General features: G+C 75.0%; 21 protein-coding genes. 9 read left to right on the plus strand and 12 right to left on the minus strand.

Annotation, left to right across the window (positions count from 1 at the left end; all coding sequences use genetic code 11):
* The first annotated feature begins 22 nt into the window (after positions 1 to 22).
* The 3 genes from ACF07N_RS01965 (at position 23) to ACF07N_RS01975 (ending at position 2,777) form a co-directional block, all read left to right on the plus strand.
* The gene (locus ACF07N_RS01965; RefSeq protein WP_383584295.1) at positions 23 to 1,267 is read left to right on the plus strand and encodes an ROK family protein; all 1,245 of its coding nucleotides are present in this window, start codon (positions 23 to 25) and stop codon (positions 1,265 to 1,267) included.
* A gap of 157 nt (positions 1,268 to 1,424) precedes the next feature.
* On the plus strand, positions 1,425 to 2,315 hold the full coding sequence (locus ACF07N_RS01970; protein ID WP_392107158.1) for an NAD(P)-dependent oxidoreductase: 891 nt from the start codon (positions 1,425 to 1,427) through the stop codon (positions 2,313 to 2,315).
* A gap of 39 nt (positions 2,316 to 2,354) precedes the next feature.
* Positions 2,355 to 2,777 carry a PPOX class F420-dependent oxidoreductase gene (locus tag ACF07N_RS01975; protein WP_392107161.1) on the plus strand — a complete coding sequence of 141 codons (423 nt, stop codon included), beginning with the start codon at positions 2,355 to 2,357 and terminating at the stop codon, positions 2,775 to 2,777.
* A gap of 1 nt (position 2,778) precedes the next feature.
* Here ACF07N_RS01975 and ACF07N_RS01980 read toward each other — a convergent pair whose 3' ends face one another.
* From ACF07N_RS01980 to ACF07N_RS01990, 3 genes are read right to left on the minus strand one after another with little or no spacing between them, the layout of a single operon-like run.
* Positions 2,779 to 3,690, minus strand: a complete 912-nt coding sequence (locus ACF07N_RS01980) for a phosphotriesterase (RefSeq protein ID WP_392107164.1) — start codon at positions 3,688 to 3,690, stop codon at positions 2,779 to 2,781.
* On the minus strand, positions 3,687 to 4,265 hold the full coding sequence (locus tag ACF07N_RS01985; RefSeq protein ID WP_392107167.1) for a DUF4865 family protein: 579 nt from the start codon (positions 4,263 to 4,265) through the stop codon (positions 3,687 to 3,689). Before ACF07N_RS01985 ends, ACF07N_RS01980 begins: the two co-directional genes overlap by 4 nt.
* Positions 4,266 to 4,276: 11 nt before the next feature.
* Positions 4,277 to 4,840, minus strand: a complete 564-nt coding sequence (locus ACF07N_RS01990) for a TetR/AcrR family transcriptional regulator (RefSeq protein WP_392107170.1) — start codon at positions 4,838 to 4,840, stop codon at positions 4,277 to 4,279.
* A 188-nt stretch (positions 4,841 to 5,028) separates the two neighbouring features.
* Here ACF07N_RS01990 and ACF07N_RS01995 point away from each other — a divergent pair, with 188 nt between their 5' ends.
* Positions 5,029 to 5,298, plus strand: coding sequence for an SHOCT domain-containing protein (locus tag ACF07N_RS01995; protein ID WP_383329478.1), 270 nt, complete (start codon positions 5,029 to 5,031; stop codon positions 5,296 to 5,298).
* A gap of 249 nt (positions 5,299 to 5,547) precedes the next feature.
* Here ACF07N_RS01995 and ACF07N_RS02000 read toward each other — a convergent pair whose 3' ends face one another.
* Both ACF07N_RS02000 and ACF07N_RS02005 read right to left on the minus strand, forming a co-directional pair.
* Positions 5,548 to 6,048, minus strand: a complete 501-nt coding sequence (locus ACF07N_RS02000) for an ATP-binding protein (RefSeq protein WP_392108732.1) — start codon at positions 6,046 to 6,048, stop codon at positions 5,548 to 5,550.
* 213 nt (positions 6,049 to 6,261) lie between these two features.
* Entirely contained in the window at positions 6,262 to 6,585 is a 324-nt protein-coding gene (locus ACF07N_RS02005; protein WP_383329119.1) for a hypothetical protein, read from the minus strand.
* 660 nt (positions 6,586 to 7,245) lie between these two features.
* Here ACF07N_RS02005 and ACF07N_RS02010 point away from each other — a divergent pair.
* On the plus strand, positions 7,246 to 8,391 hold the full coding sequence (locus ACF07N_RS02010) for a PLP-dependent cysteine synthase family protein (protein ID WP_392107174.1): 1,146 nt from the start codon (positions 7,246 to 7,248) through the stop codon (positions 8,389 to 8,391).
* Positions 8,392 to 8,423: 32 nt separating this feature from the next.
* On the opposite strand, the gene ACF07N_RS02015 is transcribed toward ACF07N_RS02010, so the two are convergent.
* Positions 8,424 to 9,260, minus strand: coding sequence for a DeoR/GlpR family DNA-binding transcription regulator (locus ACF07N_RS02015; RefSeq protein WP_383342834.1), 837 nt, complete (start codon positions 9,258 to 9,260; stop codon positions 8,424 to 8,426).
* Between the two features lie 292 nt (positions 9,261 to 9,552).
* On the opposite strand from ACF07N_RS02015, the gene ACF07N_RS02020 reads away from it, so the two are divergent.
* Positions 9,553 to 11,883: a hypothetical protein gene (locus tag ACF07N_RS02020; protein ID WP_392107177.1), complete on the plus strand. Its 2,331-nt coding sequence runs from the start codon at positions 9,553 to 9,555 to the stop codon at positions 11,881 to 11,883.
* Between the two features lie 7 nt (positions 11,884 to 11,890).
* Here the strand turns inward: ACF07N_RS02020 and ACF07N_RS02025 are convergent, their stop codons facing one another.
* The 4 genes from ACF07N_RS02025 to ACF07N_RS02040 form a co-directional block, all read right to left on the minus strand.
* Positions 11,891 to 14,329, minus strand: a complete 2,439-nt coding sequence (locus tag ACF07N_RS02025) for a right-handed parallel beta-helix repeat-containing protein (protein ID WP_392107180.1) — start codon at positions 14,327 to 14,329, stop codon at positions 11,891 to 11,893.
* 230 nt (positions 14,330 to 14,559) lie between these two features.
* Positions 14,560 to 15,165, minus strand: coding sequence for a hypothetical protein (locus tag ACF07N_RS02030; protein ID WP_392108735.1), 606 nt, complete (start codon positions 15,163 to 15,165; stop codon positions 14,560 to 14,562).
* Between the two features lie 173 nt (positions 15,166 to 15,338).
* Positions 15,339 to 16,166: an MOSC domain-containing protein gene (locus ACF07N_RS02035; RefSeq protein ID WP_392107183.1), complete on the minus strand. Its 828-nt coding sequence runs from the start codon at positions 16,164 to 16,166 to the stop codon at positions 15,339 to 15,341.
* A gap of 44 nt (positions 16,167 to 16,210) precedes the next feature.
* On the minus strand, positions 16,211 to 16,642 hold the full coding sequence (locus ACF07N_RS02040; protein WP_392107186.1) for a DUF6643 family protein: 432 nt from the start codon (positions 16,640 to 16,642) through the stop codon (positions 16,211 to 16,213).
* A gap of 356 nt (positions 16,643 to 16,998) precedes the next feature.
* Here ACF07N_RS02040 and ACF07N_RS02045 point away from each other — a divergent pair, with 356 nt between their 5' ends.
* Complete coding sequence (locus ACF07N_RS02045) at positions 16,999 to 18,291, plus strand: TerD family protein (RefSeq protein WP_392108738.1); 1,293 nt, start codon at positions 16,999 to 17,001, stop codon at positions 18,289 to 18,291.
* 12 nt (positions 18,292 to 18,303) lie between these two features.
* Here ACF07N_RS02045 and ACF07N_RS02050 read toward each other — a convergent pair whose 3' ends face one another.
* On the minus strand, positions 18,304 to 19,497 hold the full coding sequence (locus ACF07N_RS02050) for a glycosyltransferase (protein WP_392107189.1): 1,194 nt from the start codon (positions 19,495 to 19,497) through the stop codon (positions 18,304 to 18,306).
* Between the two features lie 39 nt (positions 19,498 to 19,536).
* Between ACF07N_RS02050 and ACF07N_RS02055 the strand changes: the two genes are divergently transcribed.
* The gene (locus ACF07N_RS02055) at positions 19,537 to 20,322 is read left to right on the plus strand and encodes a glutamate racemase (RefSeq protein ID WP_383329143.1); all 786 of its coding nucleotides are present in this window, start codon (positions 19,537 to 19,539) and stop codon (positions 20,320 to 20,322) included.
* Between the two features lie 141 nt (positions 20,323 to 20,463).
* Entirely contained in the window at positions 20,464 to 21,021 is a 558-nt protein-coding gene (locus tag ACF07N_RS02060) for a hypothetical protein (protein WP_383329146.1), read from the plus strand.
* A gap of 77 nt (positions 21,022 to 21,098) precedes the next feature.
* On the opposite strand, the gene ACF07N_RS02065 is transcribed toward ACF07N_RS02060, so the two are convergent.
* A complete protein-coding gene (locus tag ACF07N_RS02065; protein ID WP_392107192.1) occupies positions 21,099 to 22,169 on the minus strand; it encodes an O-antigen ligase family protein in 1,071 nt (356 codons plus the stop codon).
* Between the last annotated feature and the right edge of the window lie 110 nt (positions 22,170 to 22,279).

The raw sequence follows: 22,279 nt of genomic DNA on the forward strand, positions 1-22,279 counted from the left end.
GGATCATGACAGACTCGCCCTCATGAGCGGGAAGGCGGACCCCCGGCCGGGGGACGGGAGCACCACGAGGACGCGGCTGGACCGGGGGCGTGGAGCCCTCGGACCCGCACTGGAGCTCGTCCACACCGGACGCGCGCCCACCCGGGCCGTCCTGACCGCCGAGCTCGGCGTGACCCGGGCGACGGCCGGCGCGGTCGCCGCCGAACTGGAGGCGCTCGGCCTGATCCGGGTCGACGCCCGGCCCGGCGCGGCGGCCGGCTCGCAGGGCCGGCCCTCGCACAAGCTGTCCGTCGCCGAGGACGGCCCCGTCGCTCTCGCCGCGCAGGTCCACGCCGACGGGTTCCGGGCGGCGCTGGTCGGGCTGGGCGGCCGGATCGTCGCCACCGCGCCGGGATGCGAGACCGTCGACGCCGACCCCGCGAAGGTGCTCGCCTCCGTCGTCGCGGCGGGCGCCGAACTGCTCCGCGAGACCGGACGCCGCTGCGTCGGAGCGGGCCTCGCCGTGCCCTCCGCCGTCGCCGAACCCGAGGGACTGGCCCTCAACCCGCTGCACCTGGCCTGGCCCGCGGGCGCGCCCGTGCGGGACATCTTCGCCGAGCAGGTGCGCGCGGCCGGCCTCGACGGGCCCGCCTTCGCCGCCAACGACGTCAACCTCGCCGCGCTCGCCGAGCACCGGCACGGCGCCGGGCGCGGCTCCCGCGACCTGCTGTGCGTGGCCACCGGGCACCGCGGAGTCGGCGGCGCGCTCGTGCTCGACGGCCGCCTGCACCGCGGCAGTTCGGGTCTCGCGCTGGAGGTCGGCCACCTCACCGTGCACCCCGAGGGCCGCCCCTGCCACTGCGGCAGCCGCGGCTGCCTCGACGTGGAGACCGACCCGCTGGCCTTCCTCATGGAAGCGGGCCGCGAACCGGGTCCCGAGGTGTCCCTGCTCCAGCAGTCCATCGACCTGGTCCGCCACCACTACGACGACCCGGCCGTGCGCACCGCGGCCGAGGCTCTCATCGACCGGCTCGGCCTCGGCCTCGCCGGCCTGGTCAACATCCTCAACCCGGACCGGATCATCCTCGGCGGCCTGCACCGCACCCTCCTGGACGCCGACCCGGGCCGCCTGCGCGCGGTCGTCGCCGACCGCAGCCTGTGGGGCCAGAGCGGCGGCGTCCCCATCCTGGCGTGCACCCTGGACCACAACAGCCTGGTCGGCGCGGCGGAACTGGCCTGGCAGCCGGTGCTGGACGATCCGCTGGGCGCCCTCACCGGCCGCCCCTGACCCGGCGTCACCCGTCCGCGGACTTCCGCGGGCGACGGCAACCCGACCCCACTGGTATCAGGCGTGGCGCCGCCGCTTCCGGGAAGGCGAGCCGCCGAGCGGGCAGGCTGGTGGGCACAGAGCCCGCCCGCACCGCACCACCGAGGAAGTTGACGCAATGACCGACAAGCTCACCGTGAGCGTCCTGGGCACCGGCATCATGGGCGCCGCGATGGCCCGGAACCTGTCCCGGGCCGGGCACGCCGTCCGCGCCTGGAACCGCACCCGGGCCAAGGCCGAACCGCTGGCCGGCGAGGGCGTCCACATCGCCGGCACACCCGCCGAGGCGGTCCGGGACGCCGACGTCGTCCTGACCGTGCTCCACGACGGCCCGGCCGCCCTGGCCACCCTGCGCGAGGCCGCCCCCGGCCTGCGCCCCGGAACCGCGTGGGCGCAGTCCACCACGGCCGGCCTCGACGACATCGCCGAGCTGGCCGCCTTCGCCCGCGCGCACGACCTGGTCTTCTACGACGCCCCCGTGCTCGGCACCCGGCAGCCCGCCGAGGCCGGGAAGCTGACCGTGCTCGCCGCCGGGCCCACCGAGGGCAGGGACCTCGTGACGCCCGTCTTCGACGCCGTCGGCGCGCGCACCGTGTGGACCGGAGAGGACGGGGCCGCGGCCGCCGCCACCCGGCTGAAGCTGGTCGCCAACAGCTGGGTCCTCGCCGTCACGGCCGCCGCCGGGGAGACACTCGCCCTGGCGAAGGCCCTCGACGTGGACCCGCGCGGCTTCTTCGACGTCGTCGCGGGCGGCCCGCTCGACATGGGCTACCTGCGCGCCAAGAGCGACCTGGTCCTCGACGGCCGGCTCACCCCGCCGCAGTTCGCGGTGCACACCGCCGCCAAGGACGCCCGGCTGATCGTCCGTGCGGGCGCGGAGCACGGAGTCCGCCTGGACGTGGCCGAGGCCGCCGCCGCCCGCATGGAGCGCGCCGCCGCCCTGGGCCGCGGCGACGAGGACATGGCCGCCGCGTACTTCGCCAGCTTCGACGACGAGCCGTCCGCCTGACCACCGGCACCCGACACCCGAGATCCAGGAGGTTCCACCATGTCCAAGCCGCCGCTGCCGCCCGAGGCCGAGGTCCTGCTGAGCCGCCCGAACCCGTGCGTCATGGCCACGCTGCGCTCCGACGGGGCCCCGGTCTCCACCGCCACCTGGTACGCGTGGAAGGACGGCCGGTTGCTGATCAACCTCGACGCGGGCCGCGTCCGCCTGAAGCACCTGCGCCGCGACCCCCGCGTGACCCTGACCGTCCTGGCCGGCGACGACTGGTACACCCACGTCACCCTCATCGGCCGGGTCACCGAGATGTACGACGACGAGGGCCTGGCCGACATCGACCTGCTCGCCCGGCACTACACCGGCGAGCCCTACCCGGAGCGTGACCGCCCCCGGGTCAGCGCCTGGGTCGAGGTGGACCGCTGGCACGGCTGGGGCGCGATGAAGGACAGCGACCAGGCCTCCACCTGAGTCAGCGCCGCCACGCGGCCGCGAACGCCCGGCCCGGGTTCTCGGTGAGGATCCGCCGCACCAGGTCCTCGCCCACGGCGTGGACGAGCCGGGGCCGCACCCGGCGCAGCAGATGCGGCATCCCGGGGCCGCCGTCCACCGAGCGGGCGGCGGCCGTGGTGGTGTCCGCGCCCAGCAGCAGCCGGTCGCCGAACCCGGCGTCGGCCAGGGCCCGTACGGCGTCCGGCATCTGCCAGTCCGTGGCGTGGTGCGCACGTGAAGGGCCGTCGAACGCCAGGTAGCAGCCGGACGCGGCGGCCTGCCGGTGCGCCACGAGGTCGGGGGAGCGGTTCAGGTGCCCGAGCACCACCCGGTGCGGTGGCACCCCCGACTCCCCGCACAGCACCTCCAGCACGTCGAGCGCGCCGGTGCCCAGTTCGAGGTGCACGGCGATCGGCGCGTCCGTGGCGTGGTGCGCCTCGGCGGCCGCCGCCAGCGTCCACCGCGCGTGCGCGTCCAGGGCGTGGAAGCCGCCCGCGACCTTGATCAGCCCCGCCCGCACGCCCGAGGTCCCGATGCCGGCGGTGAGTTCACGGACGAAGACGCCGGCGAGCCGGCCGCGCAGCCGGGCGAGGGTGTCCTCGTCGTAGTGGGCGGCCTGGTGCAACCCGGTGGCCGCCACCACGTGCACGCCCGTTTCCCGGGACAGCGGCGGCAGATCCGCGGCCCGCCGCCCGAGCCCGTACGGAGTCCACTGCACCACGGCCCCGCCGCCCTGCTCGCGGAACGCGGCCAGCTCGGCGCGCGCCGCCGCCGCGCTGCGCAGCTCCTGACCGGGCAGCCGGGGACTGCCGAAGAACAGGTGGTCGTGGGCGTCGCACACACCGAGGTCTTCGGGACGGACGTCCCCGAGCACCGTGCGGACCGCGTTCACCACCGGCGTCCCCGGCGTATCCGGTCCCGGCCCGGCGCCGACAGGTGCAGCACCTCGAAGACGTCCCCTTCGGCCCCGGCCGGGGCACGGTCCCAGAGGGAGAACGTCACCACCTCCCAGCGGCTCGTGTCGACGGCGACCGCGGCGAGTACGGCCCCCTCCCGCGCCGTCAACCGCCCGGCCCCGGCGGCCGCGTCCTCCACGGCGTCTGCCAACAACCCACGCGCGGGCACGGGTTGGCGTTGCCGTACCGCGAACCCCGGCTGGCCCCCCTCGCCTTCCGCGTACGCCAGGCCCGTCCACTGCCGCACGGAGGGCCGCCCGAAGTCGTCGGCGACGCCCTGGAAGCCGCCACCCCACAGGAAGGCGTTCATGCCCTCGACGGTGTTCCAGAGGTAGAACGGCGCGTACGCGTTGACCGGCGAGCCGCGCAGTCCGCGCTCGCGCACGAGATAGGCCTTCAGGCCGAGCCCGTCCCAGTCGTCGAGCAGATGACCACGGCGGGCCACCCGGTCGCGGATCACGCCCATGTCGTAGTCGGCGGGCAGGGTGATCTCGTACTGCAGGGCGTGCATCGGGAGTCTCCTCAGGGGGTCCGGGGTGCCAGCAGGGAGAGCAGTCCTCGCACGCCCGCGTCGAAGGCGGCGGGGGAGCCGGAGGCGCGGGCCAGGACGTAGCCGCCCTGCACGGTCGCGACGACCGCCGCGGCGATCTCCCCGCTGTCCAGCGCGGGGCCGAACTGCCCGTGTTCCTGGCCCTCTTCGACGAGGGCGGCGATCCGCCCGCGGAGCCAGTCGAGGGTCTCGTCCACCGGCGCCCGCAGTTCGTCGCTCGCGATCACGTCCGGATCCATGGTCAGCCGGCCGACCGGGCAGCCCCGCAGCACGTCCCGCTCCCGCCGCAGATACGCCTCGATGCGCTCGTACGGCGTGCCCGGGCCGTCCAGCACGGCCGCGGCGGTCGCGCGCATCTCCTCGGCGGTCCGCCGGATCGCCGCCAGGGCGAGATCGGGCTTGCCCTTGAAGTGGTGGTACATGCTGCCCTGGCCGGCGCCCGAACGCTCCAGGATCGCCTTGGGGCTGGTGCCCACGTAGCCGCGTTCCCAGAGCAGGGCGCGCGTGGACTCGATCAGCCGTTCCGAGGTGCTCATGGGTCCACTGTACATACCAGTAGTTACAGTCGTCGAGACGTTCGGGAGCAACCGGCCGCGGTCCCGGTCCCCGTACTCCCGCCGGGGTACGCGAGGTGCCCCCGGCCGTACGACGACCCCGGGCCCCGGTGGGGAGGACCCTCGAAGGCGACACGGAACGCGGCACGGTGAAAGAGGAGATGGGCGGCATGCAGACCCTGGCGCACTTCGGCGACGGCGGGCCCGGCCCGTGGATCCTGTTCTTCCCGGTGATCTGGGCGCTGGTGATCGGCGGCGGCATCGCGCTGCTGCGCCGCACCGCCGGACGCGGCCGTCGCGGCGGGCCGTGGCGGTCCACGGGCGACGACCACTCACCCCTCGCGGTGCTCGGCCGCCGCTTCGCCTCCGGTGAGATCGACGAGGACGAGTACTGGCGCCGCCTGTCCGTGCTGAACGAGGAGTTCGGCCGCACGGCATGACGGGCGCCCGGCCGGACTCACAGCGTTCGCAGGCCTCGCAGGTCTTCTCGCAGGACGCTCCCGCGCCCCTGTGCCGGTGGCCGGGCGCCCGGGACGCGACTCCGGCCCGGGTGCGCGCGGGAGCCGCGGCCCGGCCAGGGATCGGCGCGCGGCAGACGCGCACGTGCCGCGCGCCGCCGCGTGGTGACGCACGCCCCGGGCTCGCGCCCGGCGGCGTACGTCCCCCCGGGGACGGTGGTCACCGCCCGGTCAACCGGCAACGGCGGACCGGGCGGGAGCATGTTCGGGCCGGAGCACGTCCACGGAGTGCCCGACCTCGGCGAACCGGCGCGCGGGTTTCTCCTTGACCGGGCGCCGCCGGCGCGTCGGCGCCGTCACCGCCGGAGCGGACGCCGGCAGGGTGAACCACACGACCTTGCCCGACTCGCCGTCCGGGCGGACGCCCCAGCTCTCGCTCATGGCGGCCACCATCGCGAGCCCGCGACCGCAGGTCGCCAGCGGCTCGGCGTCGTCGACCACGGGCATCCGCGGATCGCCGTCGCGTACGGACACCGTGAGCCGGTCGAGCAGCAGCTCGATCTCCACGGTGCATGTCTTGTCGGGCTGGGCGTGGCGGTGGACGTTGGACAGCAACTCCGTCACACCGAGCGATGCCCGGTCGATCAGAGCGTCCATATGCCAGTAGCGCAATTGCGCAGATACGATTCTGCGGACCTGGCCGATCCGCGACGGCAGGGCTTGGAGCTCCACCGTGCAGTGTCTGATTGGGTAGCTGATCACGGCTGCGACTCCCCGACGTGAGGTCCGGAAGAACACGGAGTTCGGATCCAGCAGGGCGCCTTCGTGGCACTGCCGCCCGCTGTCGTGGCCGGCGGGCTGGTTCGCAGCGTTATCGCCGGTAAACCCAGAGTGACGTGAGACCAGAGTGACGCAGGGGGTGGGGGAGCGCAACTCGCCGGCATCTCAGTCGCCGCGCCCCGCCGCCCGGCGCACGGCCTCGATGAAGCGCCGCGCGGCCGGCGGGCCCGGCTGTCCCGGGGCGGGATCGTGCTCGCCCAGGGTGAGCAGGTACCGCTTGCCGTTGAGATCGGCCGTGGCGCGGTCCTCAGGGCCGAACCAGGGCCTGGAGGCCCGCACGGCCTGCACCGGAGCGCTGTCGATCTCACTGCCGTAGCTCGTCAGCAGCTCGAGCCGGCCGCCGCTGATCCGCACCTGTCCGGCCCGGGTGAGTGAACGCAGGCGTTTGCCGATCCGCACACCCGTGGCCTTGAACTCCGGCTCCGCCATGCCACCCGCCCCCTTGTGCGTCTCGGTGTACCGGTCCGCTCCCCGCGGTGCCCGGTACGGGCTCGCGCCCTGATCGGTCTGCTCCACTCGTACCCGGCGCGCCCCGGTCCGGATCCGGTTTCCCGGTCCGTGCCCGGCGTGCCCCGGCCCGGATCCGGCTTCCCGGTCCGGGACCTGCTCCTCCCGGTGCGGCGCCCCCCGTCGCGGCGCGCCGTGCCCGGTGCCCGGTGGGCAGCCGGCCGACGGGCCCGCGCTGCCCCTGCCGGGACGGGGCTCCGGACGGGTGTCCGGTGCCCGGTGTCTCCTCCGGAACCTCGGCCCGGCCGTGCGCTGTGCCGTGCCGGCCCGCAGCTCCGGTGCTGCGTCGTGCCCTGCCGGGACCCCGGTCCGGCACCGGCCGGAGCCTGGGTCCCGCGGTGCAGTCTGCCCCCACGCGGCGCCGAGCACCAGTGGATGCGGGACCCTCTGCGGGGGCGCCCGCAGCACACCCGCGAATGCGCCCCCGGGACCGCGCGCCCCCTTGCACCGGCCTCTGCCCCAGGGGGCGCTTTGGGGGGCTCAAAGGTGCGTTTATGCAGGTGAGAAGCGTGCGCCGGGTGCTTATGATCGAGGGGCCGGCCGCGCGATCCGTCGTCGGCGCGCAGCGTTAGGAGCCCCCTCGTGAGCACTCCCCAGCAGACCCGCACCGGCGTGACACTCGACGTCGACCACAGTGACACCGGATATCGCGCGTGGCTGAAAGAGGCCGTCCGCAGGGTCCAGGCCGACGCCAACCGCTCGGCCGACACGCACCTGCTCCAGTTCCCCCTGCCGGAGCGCTGGGGCATCGACCTGTACCTCAAGGACGAGTCCACCCACCCCACCGGCAGCCTCAAGCACCGGCTCGCCCGCTCCCTGTTCCTGTACGGACTGTGCAATGGCTGGATCCGGCCGGGCAGACCCGTGATCGAGGCCTCCAGCGGCTCGACGGCAGTCTCCGAGGCGTACTTCGCGAAGCTGATCGGGGTGCCCTTCATCGCCGTCATGCCGCGCACGACGAGCGCCGAGAAGATCCGCCTCATCGAGTTCCACTCCGGCCGCTGCCACTTCGTGGACGACCCCCGCACCATGTACGAGGAGTCCGCCCGCCTCGCGGCAGAGACCGGCGGCCACTACATGGACCAGTTCACCTACGCCGAGCGCGCCACGGACTGGCGCGGCAACAACAACATCGCCGAATCCATCTTCCGCCAGCTGCGCCTGGAACGGTTCCCCGAGCCGGCGTGGATCGTCGCCACGGCGGGCACCGGCGGCACCTCCGCGACCCTCGCGCGCTACGTGCACTACATGCAGTACGACACCCGCGTCTGCGTGGCCGACCCGGAGAACTCGTGCTTCTTCGAGGGCTGGACCACCGGCGATCCGGACGTCACGTGCGACTGCGGCTCCCGCATCGAGGGCATCGGCCGTCCCCGGATGGAACCGAGCTTCGTGCCCGGCGCGATCGACCGGATGATGAAGGTGCCCGACGCGGCCAGTGTCGCCGCCGTCCGGGCCCTGGAGCGCGCCATCGGCCGCAAGGCGGGCGGCTCCACGGGCACGGGCCTGTGGAGCGCGCTGAAGATCGTCGCGGAGATGGTGGCCGAGGGCAGGCAGGGCAGTGTCGTGACCCTGCTGTGCGACCCCGGGGACCGGTACCTCGACAAGTACTACTCGGACGCCTGGCTCGCCGAACAGGGCCTGGACATCAAGCCCTACACCGTGGCGATCGACTCGCTCCTGGCCACGGGCGTCTGGCCCGGCCCTTCTCGCGCGGCCGAGCGGTGAGCGACCGGGCGGTCACCCCGGCTGACGCCCCGTCAGATGGCCGCGCCCTCGTCGCTCTCCGGCTCCCCGGCCACCACCAGGCGCCGCAGGTGCTCCGCGATCACCCCGCGCGCCTCGTCCGGCAGGCCGGCGTCGGTCACGAGGGTGTCGATCCGCTCCAGCGAGGCGAACGAACTCAGGCCGACCTTTCCCCACTTGGTGTGGTCGGCGACGACCACGACCCGCCGCGCCGACTGCACCAGCCGCCGGTTCGTCTCGGCCTCCGCGAGGTTCGGCGTCGACAGCCCGGCCTCGACCGATATGCCGTGCACCCCGAGGAAGAGCAGATCGAAGTGGAGCGCCGCGATCGCCTGGTCGGCCACCGGCCCCACCAGTGAGTCCGAGGGCGTGCGCACCCCGCCGGTCAGCACGACCGTGGCGGCGCCCTGCCGGGGGCCCGTGGACCGCTGGGCGGCGTGGAAGACGTCGGCGACCCGCACCGAGTTGGTGACCACCGTGAGGTCGGGCACGTCCAGCAGCTGGTGCGCCAGCGCGTAGGTCGTCGTGCCACCGGACAGGGCGATCGCCGCGCCCGGCGCGACGAGCTTGGCCGCGGCCCGGGCGATGTCCTCCTTGGCTGTCAGCTCAAGACCCGACTTGGCCTCGAAGCCCGGCTCGTGCGTACTCGCCTCGACCACCGGGACCGCGCCGCCGTGCACCTTCTCCAGCACGCCCTGGCGGGCGAGCGCGTCGAGGTCGCGGCGGACCGTCATGTCCGACACGCCGAGCTTGCGCGTCAGCTCGTTGACCCGCACCCCGCCCCGGCGGCGGACCTCGTCGAGGATCAGGGATCGCCGCTGCTCCGCGAGGAGGTTCTGATTCTCGCTCACGTACGCTCCGGTCCTTTCGCCTCAATGCCGTCCGACACGCCCGGCGCACCCTCCCCGACCGGGACATTCTTCCCGGGCTCCGGTGCGCGGACGTCTCATCCTCGCACGGCGTGCCACGCGCGGCGCCACCGCCTGCTCGTCGCGCTCATGTCACCAGGAGCTCATCTGTGCGACTCGGCTTCGTCACGGATCGGGGAGATTCCGTGACAGCAGGTGCGCGCCGCCCCGGAAGCGGAGATCCTTGTCCCCGCACAGACGGAGCCGACGGCGTGTCACGGGGGAAGTGCGAACAGTGGAACGTACGCAGGAACAGGTGCCGGCCGGCGGGCCGGACGGTCCCGCCGCGCGGGCGGACGGGACCGCCCTGGAACTCCTCGTCCACGGCGTGGGCGGCACCACGCCGCAGGAGATGCTCAACGACCCGCGCACCGTGCGGATCACCGGCGACGACACCGCGGCCGTCTTCCGGCGCGCCGACGACGTCGACGCCGAGCAGCGCCCCGACGCCGGGCGCCGTGCCGAGCCGGTGCCCGAGGCCTACGTCTGGTGCAACCTCACCTCGGGCAACGGCACCCGGGCCCTGTGGCTGCTGCTGCTGCCGTTCATGGTCGTCAACCTCGCCCACTGGATGCGCCCCAGCGCCCACGGCCGCCGCCGCACCGTGCGCCTGTACGGCCTGCTGGTGCGGCTCGCCGGGCTCACCCTGACCGTGCTGCTCGTCGCCGCCGCCTGCGAGGTCGCCCTGGACCTGACGGCCTGGCAGTGCGCGGGCCGGCCCGCCTGCGCCGACCGCCACTCCTGGCTGGGCTTCCTCTCGCCCACCGTCTCGAACGGCGGCTGGTGGAGCGCCCCGGGCCGCAGGCTCGGCCTCGCCGCGCTCGTGCCGGCCGCCCTGACCGGCCTCCTGTGGTACCTGTCCCGGCGCACCTGGAGCGACTACGAGTCCCAGCAGCCGATCGCCCGCGAGCCCGAGCCCGACGAGGACCCCGGGCCGACCGCCCTCGGCCGCCCCGGGTTCTGGTACGGGCGCCGGCTGGTGGCCCGGCTGCGTGCCGCGCACACCGCCGCCGGACTGCTCACGGTCGCCGCCGCCGTCGGCACCGCCGCCGCCCGCGAGGACCGCGCACCCGGCGGACCAGCCCTGCTGGACGCCCTGGGCCTGGTCCTGGAAGCCGCCCTCACAGCCTGCGCGGTCGCCGTCGTCTGGGTCGTGTGCCGCAGGGGCCGCACCGAGAACCGCCTCGACCGGGAACTCGACGGGCGCTTCGTCCGGCGCCTGCCACTGGCCGCGCTCGCCCTGCTCGCCCTCACCCTGCTGTACGCCGGGTGGGACCGCCCCGGGTGGGAGTCGGCCGGCCGGCTGCCGGGCGACACCGCCTTCGGCGCGATCACCCTGGTCCAGGGCCTGCTGGTGGTGCTCCTCGCGGTCGTCGCGCACACCCTGCACCGCACCGGCCCCGACCGGCGGGCCGTGCTGCGGGGCCTGGGCGGACCGGCCGTCGCCATGCTGGCCTGCGCCCTCGGCGGGGTGATGTCCGGCGGCGTCTCGCAGCGGGTCTCCGACTGGCTGGACGGCACCGGGGCGTCGATCGACGGCCCTCCGGTCCTGCTGACCTGGCAGGCCTCCGTGATCCCGCCCCTGCTGCTGGTGCTGCTGGGGCTCTTCGGCTGGCTGGCGCACCGGGCCTGGACCCTCGCCCGCGCCGAGCGCGACGCGGTGGCCCGCGACTACCCGGACGAGAACCTGGACCGCGCCCGCACCCGCCGCATCGCCTCCACCCGCGCCATGGCCTCCCTCACCGACCGCGGTCCCCGGATCGTCGCCGTCACCTCCGGCGTCACCCTGCTGCTCGGCGCGGCGGCCCTGCTGGGTGCCCTGGCCACCGACGAGACCCCGGGCGAGGCCGCCGAGGGCACCACGCCCCTCGTCCACGGCGCCGCCGAGACCGCTCAGGCCCTCGGCTCCTGGCTGATCGGGCTCGGCTTCATACTCTTCGTCACCTGGGGCCGCCGCGCCTACAAGGACGCCGCCGCCCGCCGCACCATCGGCATCCTGTGGGACGTCGGCACCTTCTGGCCGCGCGCCGCCCACCCCTTCGCACCGCCCTGCTACGCCGAGCGCGCCGTGCCGGACCTGACCTGGCGGATGGCGACCTGGACCCGCGCCACCGGAGGACGGCTGGTCATCTCCGGGCACTCGCAGGGCAGCGTCCTGGCCGCCGCCGCGGCCTGGCAACTCGCCCCGTCGGCCCGCAGACGCGTCGCCCTGCTCACCTACGGCTCCCCGCTGGAACGCCTCTACGGCCGCTGGTTCCCCGCGCACTTCGGGCCCGCCGCGCTCAGCTCCCTGCACCGGGACGTCGACTGCTGGCGCAACCTGTACCGGCTCACCGACCCCATCGGCGGCCCCGTGCGCCTGCCCGGCGACCAGGTCGACCACCCGCCCCTGAAGGACCCCCTCGCCTACGGCCGCACCGATCTGCTGCCGCTGCCCGCGCCGATCCTCGGTCACTCCGACTACCAGGCGGACCCGGTGTTCGCCGAGGAACGCCGCATGCTGCTGGCCCGGCTGCGGCCCGGGGTCCCCGCACCCCGCGACACCCCCGAGCCGCCCGCCGCCTAGGCGGGCGTCAGAGCGGTCCGGGCAGGTCCTCGGCGTACAGCAGCGTCAGGTCGTCCGTGCTCGGCTCCGCGAGCTGGGCGACCCGGCTCGCGTGCCGCTCCACCATGGCCTCGAACGTCTGGCGTGCCGTACGGCCGTTGCCGAACGCCGGGCCCTTCGGAAGCCGCGTGAAGTACGCGCGCAACGCCTCGGCCGCGCCCGGCGCCAGCCGGTACTCGTGCTCCTCGGCCTGCTGCTCGACGATCCGCAGCAGGTCCTCGGGGCCGTAGTCGCTGAAGGTGATGGTCCGTGAGAAGCGGGACGCCACACCGGGGTTGACCGACAGGAAGCGCTCCATCTCCGCCGTGTAGCCCGCGACGATCACCACGACCGCGTCGCGGTGGTCCTCCATCAGCTTCACCAGCGTGTCGATGGCCTCCTTGCCGAAGTCGCGGCCCGCATCCTCCGGGGACAGCGCGTACGCCTCGTCGATGAACAGCACACCGCCGCGCGCCCTCTCGAACGCCTCCTGCGTGCGGATCGCGGTCGAGCCGATGTGCTCGCCGACCAGGTCGACCCGGGACACCTCGACCAGGTGGCCCTTCTCCAGCACCCCGAGGGAGGCGAGGATCTCCCCGTACAGCCGCGCCACCGTCGTCTTGCCGGTGCCGGGGGAGCCGGTGAAGACCAGGTGCCGCTTGACCGACGCCGCCTTCAGGCCGGCCTGCCGGCGCCGCCGGCCCACCTCGATCATGTCCGTGAGCGCGCGCACCTCCCGCTTGACGCTCTCCAGGCCCACCAGCGCGTCCAGTTCACCGAGGACGTCCTGGGAACTGCGGGCCGGCGGCGCGGGTTCCGCGACCGGGGCCGGGGGCTCCGGCTCGGCGCGCCGGCCCGGGACCGCGCCCAGCAGCCCGGCGGAGTGGCTCACCGTCTGCACGGCCGGCTCAGGCACCGCCGCGGGCGCCCGCAGCCCCGCGCTCTCGTCGCTGGTGCAGTCCTCGACGACGGGGCCCGCCCCCGACGCCGCGTCCGCGCCGCCGTCCGCGAACTCGTAGCCTCCGCGCGCGCACCGCTCCGTACGGCACTTGCGCAGGGTCGTGCGGCTGCCGTCAATCACGTGGAAGCCGTAGCCGCCGCTGCCCGTCACGCGGCAGTTCTCGAAGCTGCCGCGGCCCCCGGCCGAGACGTAGACGCCCGCCTCCGCCGGGGAGTCGACCGTGCAGCGCTCGACGGCCGGGTCGGCGCCCTTGGTGACGATCACGCCGGTCTGGGTGCCGTCGATCGTGCAGTTGCTGAGCGTGCCGCCGCTGCCGTGGTCGCGGAACCAGGCGCCGGTCGCCGCGTCCCGGATGCGGCAGTCGTCGAGCTGTGCGGTGGCGCCGTCGCTCACCGACACGGCCGTGTTGCGCATCTGCGACAGGTCGCTGTCCACGACGTCCGCCCGCGAGCCCCGGTCGAGCACGAACAGGGCGTCCGGCACGTCGTGCACCCGGCAGGAGTCCAGGACGGCGGTGGCGCCGTCGCTGACCCACACCGCCGGGTAGTCACCCGTGCTGTCGAAGATCTCGCACTGGTTGGCGTCCACCCGCGTGCCCGGGTCCCACACCGACAGACCGTTGCGCCCGAACTGCCGCACGGTCGTGCGCGTCAGTGTGAGGACCGAGCGGGAGCGCAGGTCGACCGCGTTCTCCGGGATGTCGTGGATGCGGCAGTCGGCGAGCGTCAGCACCGCGTCCGTGTCGAGGGTGACCCCGTCGGCCGTCGTGCGGTGCACGTCGCAGTCCGTGAGGTGCGCGGTGGCCCGGCCGGTGATGTGCACGCCGCTGCCCCGCACCTCGTAGATCTCGCAGCCCACCGCCTCCAGGGCCGTGTTCTCCCCGGTCGCCGACAGGCCGGAGCCCGAGGCGTGATGGACCGTGCAGCGCTCCAGCCGGGGGTGGGCGCCGCCGCGCACCGCCACGCCCGCCTGGCCGGCCGCGACCACCTCGCACTCCTCGAACACCCCGCCCGCGCCGTCCAGTACGGCGATGCCGACGCCCGCCGGATTGTCGACCGCGCAGCGCCGCACGGTGGGCCGGGCGCTGCCGCGCACCTCGATCCCCGCCGCCGACCGCGTCACCACCCGCACGTCCCGCAGCTCCGGGGTGCCCTCCTCCACCAGCACGGCGGGGGAGGCCGCGTCCTGGCCCTCCACGTGCAGGTCCTGGACCACCGCCGAGGCCCGCACGGTCAGCGGCACGCCGTCCACGGGCGCGATCCGCACCGAGCCCGGCGCGTTCTCCGGGCCGCGCAGGGTCACCGCCCGCTGCACCACGAGGTTCTCCCGGTAGGTGCCGGGGGCGACGGTGAGGACGTCGCCGTCGGCCGCGGCCTCCAGGGCGGCGGCGAGCGATGCGTACTCACCCGTGCGGCGCCGCCACCGCGACGTGCCGGTGTGCGTCACCTGGACCGTGCCCTGTGCCATGGTGTAGCTGTGCCCCCACCTCGGTCGTACTGATGGCTCGTTCGCCCTCGGGGCGTGCCGTACGGTGCCCTGGCCGTGGCGGTGCCCGGCCCGGCGGGCCCGGCCGCGCACGCGGCGCCGACACCCGGCGCGCCCCTCCTGCTCGCTCGCACGCGGGTTGTGCCGAACGGGTTCGGCCGGACCACCGTAGCGTGCGCGCGGGTGGTGGGTTGACCAGAGCCGGAAGGCGGTCAGCTGCCGGTGCCCGTCCTGCCCCAGTCCGGGCCCGCCCTGTCCCATGCCTGGTCCCAACGGGCGTAGCGGCGGCGGACCATGCGCCAGACGACCAGCCGTCTGCCGCCCTCGACGAGACCGCCCGCCACCAGGGCCGCGCCGAAGCCGGCGAGGACCGCGTGCGTCGACGCCGTCGCGGGGTCCAGCGGGCGGGCCACCAGCCGGCCGTGCCGGTCGGTCCATATGCGGAACGCGTCGCCCTGCCGCGGGTCCTTCAGGCCCGCCAGGACCGGGCCCTGCCGGGGCGTGCCGTCCGGGGCGGTCCAGCCGGCGAGGACGCGGGTGCGCAGGTCCCGGCCCGTCGACGTCTCGGGGTCGACGTCCAGCGGGGAGCGGTCCAGCTCGCGCACCACGGTGGCCGTCACCGCATGCCGCGCCTCGTGCTGCTCGCGGACGGAGCGCTGCAGGGCCTGCTGCGCGGCGCTCCCGGCGAGGGCACCGGCCAGCGGGGCGGCCAGGAGGACGAGCAGCAGCGCGGCCAGCGCCACCCAGGCCTCGGCCAGATCGGTCGCGCGGCACAGCGGATTGTGCCGCCAGCGCCAGAGCCCGCTGATCGCTCGCACCACCCGCACCCCCTTCCCGCTCCGTCATAACCCCCGGCGGAGCCGTCCACGAGCCGAACCCGTCGGGAGAGAGCGAGATCACCTCTCCCCGGGGCTCTCATGAACGTCTCACACCACCCCAACGCCCGGTCCGGCGGCGCGGTTCCCGCCGGGGCGGCGGCGCTGCCCGGGCGCTACGCGAGGACCGTGACGGGGTCCCCGAGCCGGATCGTGCCCCGGGACTGCGGTACCAGGTTCTGGCCGAAGACCAGCTTCCCGTCCAGCCGCCGGTGCCGTCCCAGGCTGAGGAGAGGTTCCCGGCCGCGCTCGCTCGTGCCCTGGTCGGTGGTGGTCACCACGCACCGCCCGCAGGGCTTGACGACGCGGAAGGTCACCTCCCCGACGGCGATGAGCGACCAGTGGTCCTCGGCCCAGGCGCCGGTGCCCGCCACGACCACGTTGGGCCGGAAGCGGTCCATGGGCAGCGGCCCCTCCTGGGCGTGATCCCCTTGTGCGATCAGGGCGTTGAGGGCGTCGAGCGAGGCCGTCGTGGTGAGCAGCAGGGGGAAGCCGTCGGCGAAGGAGACCGTCTCGCCGGGCCGCCCGTACTGCGGGTCGACGGGCCGGCGCGTGGCGGGGTCGTCCAGGTAGGCCATGCGCGCGCCGATGCCCAGATAGCGGCTCCACCAGGCGTGCGCCGCCTCGTCCTCCGCCGGGACCGCGTCGACCTTGTCGCGGAAGATCTGCACCGGCACCGTGCCGATCGGCCGGGGGACGGGCACCGTCAGTGGTGCCATGCCGGGCGCGGACAGCCGGACGCCGCCGTCGGGCAGGAGCCCGGCGGCGGCCAGTGCGAGGCGCGGCTGCTGGCGCTGCGTGACGACCTTTCCCCCGTCGTCGACGAGCAGCCAGCGCCGGTCTCCGGCCAGCCCCCAGGGCTCCACGGCGGCCTCCCGGGGCGCGAGGCCCCGGACCGCCTTGACCGGATGGACGTGAATCGCGTGCAGGTGTGCGTTCCCCATGGGGCCATCGTGCCAGCCGGCCCGGACGGCCCCCAGGGGGCGGCTCAGTACCCGCGGTACTGCTGGTTGTTGTACGGATCCTGGTAAGGAGCCGCCGGGGCCGGCCGGGGAGCCGCGGGGCGCATCGCCTCGTAGCCAGCGGGTGCCGCCGGGCGGGGCTGCTGCGGCTGGGGGCCGGGGTAGCCGCGCGGAGCGGTCGCCTGCTGCGGGATGTACGCGGCGGGCGCCTGCTGGAGCGGGGCCGGCTGCTGGGCCTGCGGGTAGCCGTAGGCGTGCTGTGCGGGAGCCGCCGGCAGCGCGGGCAGCGCCGACGGGAGGGCGGGCAGGTGGCTGCCCGGCATGTCGTACTGCGCGGGGACCCGGATCGGGGCGATCTGCGGGGTGCCCCGCTCGGCGACGAGCCTGTCGTAGATCGGGGTGTCCGGGAAGGAGGCGGAGTAGTAGCCGCCGCCATAGGTGGAGCGGGGGGAGGTCATGGCACATAAGTTAAGCCCACGATGTGCTGGTTGGGGAGACCGATAAGAGGGTTGTTTTCCGTGTCCGCCGTGACCTGGGATCCCCAATGCGAGCGAACTTGGCAAAAAGGGGCACCCAGCCGGGTTCTGATCGTGTAAAGGCCGAGTTCCGGGCGGGTTACCGGCGGTTGGCCGGCGGACTCCCGGTGCCCGGTGCATGGGCGTACGGGGCCGCGAGGAATAGGTTGTGCCGACGGAACCCGACGGAACCCGACGGGACCCGAAGGAACCCGACGGGACCCGAAGGATCTCGACGGACTCGACGGACGGCCGGGGCGGGCCCGGCGCGGTGTCACGTGATGGGGGCGGACATGCACATGCTGAAAGGGTCGAACACTCCGGTGCCCACCGCGGCGCTGCGCGTGGAGGTGGGCTGGCGCACCGGACCGGGCGTCCCCGACGCCGACGCCTCCGCCCTGCTGCTGGTCGCCGGAAAGGTCCGCTCCGACGCGGACTTCGTCTTCTACAACCAGCCCGCCCACGCCTCGGGCGCGATCCGCCACGAGGGCAAGCGCGACGCCGGTGGCCGGGTGACCGACACGCTCCTGGTCGACCTCGCGCGCGTCGAGCCGGCGGTCGAGACCGTCGTCCTCGCCGCCTCCGCCGACGGCGGCACGTTCGGGCAGGTCCCCGACCTGTACATCGAGGTCAGGGACACCACCCCGGGCACACCGGTGGCCCGCTTCGACAACCCGGGCGCCACCACCGAAACCGCCTTCGTGCTGGGCGAGTTCTACCGTCGCCAGGGCGCCTGGAAGTTCCGTGCCGTCGGCCAGGGCTACAGCAGCGGCCTCGAAGGGCTGGCGACGGACTACGGCATCACGGTCGACGAACCGCAGCGGGCGGCCCCCGCCCCGGCCCCGCCCGCCCCGGCCCCGCCCGCCCCGGCCCCGCCCGTCACGACGGCGCACACACCGCCGCCGGTGACGCGGCCCGTCGCTCCGCCGCCGCCCGCGCCGCCCGCCGCGCCCGTCCGCCTCACGAAGGTGACGCTCACCAAATCGGCCCCCACCGTCTCGCTCACCAAGCAGGGCGGCACCTCCGGCGCCCTGCACGTGAACCTCAACTGGGAGGTGCGCAAGCAGTTCTCGGGCTGGAGCAGCAAGTTCGGGCGCCCGGCCGCGATGCACTCCGACCTCGACCTCGACCTGTGCGCGCTGTACGAACTCACCGACGGCAGCAAGGGCGTCGTCCAGGCGCTCGGCAACAGCTTCGGAGCGCTGCACCGGCCCCCGTACATCCACCTCGACGGCGACGACCGGACCGGGGCCGTGGCGTCCGGTGAGAACCTCACCGTCAACCTCGACCACAAGCACGTCTTCCGGCGCATCCTCGTCTTCGTCACCATCTACGAAGGCGCCCGTTCCTTCGCGGACCTCAACGCGACGGTCACCCTCCGGCCGCAGCACGGGGCGCCCATCGAGTTCTCCCTCGACGAGTGCACGGTCCCCTCGCTCGTGTGCGCCCTGGCCCTGATCACCAGTACGGGCGGGGACCTGGTCGTCCAGCGTGAGGCGCGGTACCTGGTGCCCGAGCGCGGCGTCAGCCCCCAGCGCACCGTCGACCACGCCTACGGGTGGGGCATGAACTGGACCCCCGGCAGGAAGTGACCCGGGCGGCCGTCAGCCCTCGTCGGGCACGGCCTCCGGGCGCGCGTAGGTGCGGCCCTTCCAGGCCGCGCCGCGCCCCCGGCGGTGCTGCACGGCCGAATCGACCGTCATCAGCAGGTACAGGAACGCGGTGAACGGCAGCAGCGGAGCGAGCCACGGCGGCTGCCGGTAGTAGCGCAGCATCGGCAGGTACGTGCCCGCCATGACGAGCCAGGCGAGCCCGCCGGTCACCGCCGCCGCCCCATCGCCCGCGGCGAGGCCGGCGGCCACGGCCGCGGGCGGAACCAGGTACACGAGCACCAGCCCGGCCACCGTCCCGGCCAGCAGCAGCGGGCTGTGCCGCAGCTGGGCGTAGGCGCTGCGCGAGACCATCCGCCACAGATCCGCCAGCCGCGGATACGGCCGCATGCTGTCGACCCGGTCGGCGAGCCCCAGCCAGACGCGGCCGCCGGCGCGCTTCACGGCCCGCGCGAGGGCCACGTCGTCGATCACGGCGTGCCGGATGGCGTCCGGGACGCGGGCCCGCTCGGCCGTCTCCGCGCGCAGCAGCACACAGCCCCCGGCCGCGGCCGCCGTCCGGGTCCCGGCCCCGCCGATCCTTCGGAACGGGTAGAGCTGCGCGAAGAAGTAGACGAAGGCCGGCACCACGAACCGCTCCCACACGCTCTCCACCCGCAGCCGGGCCATCTGCGACACGACGTCGAAGCCGCCCGTGCGGGCCGCCGCCACCAGCTCGCGCAGGCTGTCCGGCGCGTGCGCGATGTCGGCGTCCGTCAGCAGCAGGTACTCCGGGCCACGCGCGCGTGCCAGGCCGATGCCGTGGCGCACCGCCCACAGCTTGCCGGTCCAGCCGGCCGGCGGCTCGCCCGGGGAGGAGACGGTCAGCGGCAGCCCTCCGTGCCGCACCGCCAGTTCCCGGGCGAGGTCACCGGTGCCGTCCGTACTGCCGTCGTCGACGAGGACGACCTCCGCCCGCCCGGGATAGTCCTGCAGCAGCAGGGACGGCAGCGCGGCGGGCAGCACCGCCGCCTCGTCGCGGGCCGGCACGACCACGCACACCGGCGGCCAGGCGTCCGGCTCCCGGCGCGGGGGCAGCCGCACGTCCGTGCGCCAGAAGAAGCCCTGGCAGAGCAGCAGCCACAGCCAGGCGAGAAGCGATCCAGCGGCAGTCCAGACAAGGGCGCTCACGCGCGCAGTCTGCCCCACGGCAGCGGCCGGTGACCGCTCATCGTCTATCGTGATCGGGTGAAGATCGCGCTCATGGACTCCGGTATCGGTCTGCTGGCGGCCACCGCCGCGGTACGGCGGCTGCGCCCCGACGCCGATCTCGTGCTCTCCCTGGACCCGGACGGCATGCCCTGGGGCCCGCGCACTCCGCAGGACCTGACCGAGCGCGCCCTGGCCGTCGCCGAGGCGGCCGCCGCGCGCCGTCCCGACGCCCTGATCGTCGGCTGCAACACCGCGACCGTGCACGCCCTCACCGCCCTGCGGGCCCGCCTCGAACCGGGGCTCCCGGTCATCGGCACCGTCCCGGCGATCAAACCCGCGGCGGCCGGAGGCGGCCACCTCGCCATCTGGGCCACCCCGGCCACCACCGGCAGCCCGTACCAGCGGGCCCTGATCCGTGACTTCGCCGGTGGCGTGCCCGTCACCGAAGTGCCCTGCTGGGGGCTGGCCGAGGCCGTGGAGCACGCCGACGAGACGGCGATCGACGCCGCCGTGGCGGCGGCCGCGGCGCTCACCCCCGAGGACGTGACCACCGTCGTCCTCGGCTGCACCCACTACGAACTGGTCGCCGAGCGCATCCGGACCGCCGTGCAGCGCCCCGGCCGTCCGCCCCTCGTGCTGCACGGCTCCGCCGGTGCCGTGGCCGCCCAGGCCCTGCGGCGGCTCGGCGCGCAGCCCGCGCCGGGGGACACGCCCCCGGGGACGCTGACCGTGCTGCTCAGCGGACGCGAGGGCGCGCTCCCCGCACCCGCCCTGGCATACGAGGAAGGGCGGCTGCTGCAGGCGGTCACCCCCGCGGGCTGACCGGCCCACCCCACGCGGCGGCCGGCCGAGCGGGACCGCACTGCGCCGCTCCGCCCGGTACGGCCCGGGGCCCGCCCACCCGGCCCAGTCACGCTCCGCCACGAGGTACCCGCGGAGCGAAAGCTGAGTACTCTCAAAGGCATGAGGGACCACCACCACGGCGCGAACACGCCCCACGTGCCTCCCGACGACGTCTGGACCGGCCGGGCCACCAACCGGATCCAGTGGCTGCTGGCGCTCGTGGGCGCCGCCTGCATGGCGCTCGGCATCGAGCTGGCCGTCGACTCGGCGTGGACCTCCGGCGCGGCACCCCTCGTCATGGCCGTCGTCGGCTGCATCGCCGCCGGGCTGCTGGTCCTGTTCGGAACGCTCGCCTTCGTCCATGTCGCCCTCCGGGTCGACGAGGACCACCTGGAAGTGCGCTGCGGCCACATCGGCGTACCCCGCCGCCGCATCCCCCTGTCCCATGTGGCGGGCGCCACCTACACCTCTCACGTCACGCCCCGCCACTGGGGCGGCTGGGGATACCGGTGGCGGCCCGAGAAGGGCACCGCGGTGGTCGTGCGCCGGGGCGAGGGCGTGGTGCTCGAGCTGTGGGACGGGCACACCTTCACGATCACGGTGGACGACGCGGAGGCGGCCGTCCAGGTGATCAAGGCCCGGCTGCGGCCCAGGAAGCCCGGGGCACCCGCCCACTGAGCGACTCCGCGGGGGTCCCGGCTGCTCCCGTCGGGTTCCCCGCCGGTCGCCGCCCGGCGGCGCGGTCTCCGGCCCGCTCACCACGCCGGGGCGCGTCCCGTGTCCCGCGTGTGCCGATCCGGGAGACGGCTCGGTTCCTCGGTGAGCGGGCGGGCCGTGGCCAGGCCCGCCAGCAGCCCGGCCCCCACCGACACCGCCGTGAAGCTCAGCGCGTTGCCGATCGCGGCGATGGCGGCGAGCGCCGTCAGTGCCGCGCCCGCGGTCAGCGCCACCGGGGCCGGACGCGGACCGCGCCAGAGCGCGTACAGCATCCAGCCGAACGCCGACACCAGCAGGACCAGCCCGACCAGGCCCTGCTCGGCCGCCTGCTGCAAGGGCGCCGAGTGGGGTTTGCCGTCGGACAGCGGGAACGGGGCGGACGCCGGGCTCAGCTCCCCGAAGCGGCCCGGACCCGCCCCCAGGACGCTGTTCTCGCGCACCAGGTGCCAGGCGTCCCGCCACAGCTGCACCCGGTGCGGCGTCAGCCGTCCCTCCAGGGCGGCGGTGAACCCGCCCGGCACGGCCCCCGACGCGATCGCCCAGGTCAGAGCCGTCACCACCGCCGCCACCCCGGCCAGCGCGGCGAGGGCCGCGCCCCGGTGCCGGACGCGTCCGGCGGCCAGGGAGCACAGCAGCACCGCCAGACAGGTGACACAGCCGGTGACGGAGCCGAGCCAACCCGCCAGCAGGACGGTTCCGGCGGCCAGCAGCCGCAGTCCGAGGCGCACGGCCGGCCGGGACGCGGCCCAGGCCGCGCAGCACGCGGCACCCGCCGACAGCGTGAGCACCGCAGCGGTGGCCCCCGCGTGTCCCAGGGGCGTGGAGATCTGCGGCCCCGGCGCCAGGTGCGGCACGGACAGGGTCAGGGCGACACCGGCCAGCGCGCCGGCGCAGGGCGCACCGACCGGCAGCAGGGCACCGCCGATCCGGCCCGTCGCGTATCCGGCCGCCACGGCCAGCACGGCGAGGAGCACACCCTCCGGGCGCCCGTCCTGCGCCGCCGCCGTGATCAGGGACCAGCCGGCACAGGCTCCCAGCACCACGACGCCCGTCGCGTCGGAAACGATTCTTCTGTCCGCGTCCGCGTCCGGCCCGGACGCAGACGCCATCCGTCCTCGACCCACCCCGCCCGCCCCCCACCGCACCCCTCGCCCCCGACCTGTGAAGACCCCGGTCGCCGGGCCGGCACCGGCCGTGCGACTGAGGCTTCGGCACACCG

Origin of the sequence: Streptomyces sp. NPDC015242 (assembly GCF_043079125.1) — a bacterium.
GTDB lineage: Bacteria > Actinomycetota > Actinomycetes > Streptomycetales > Streptomycetaceae > Streptomyces.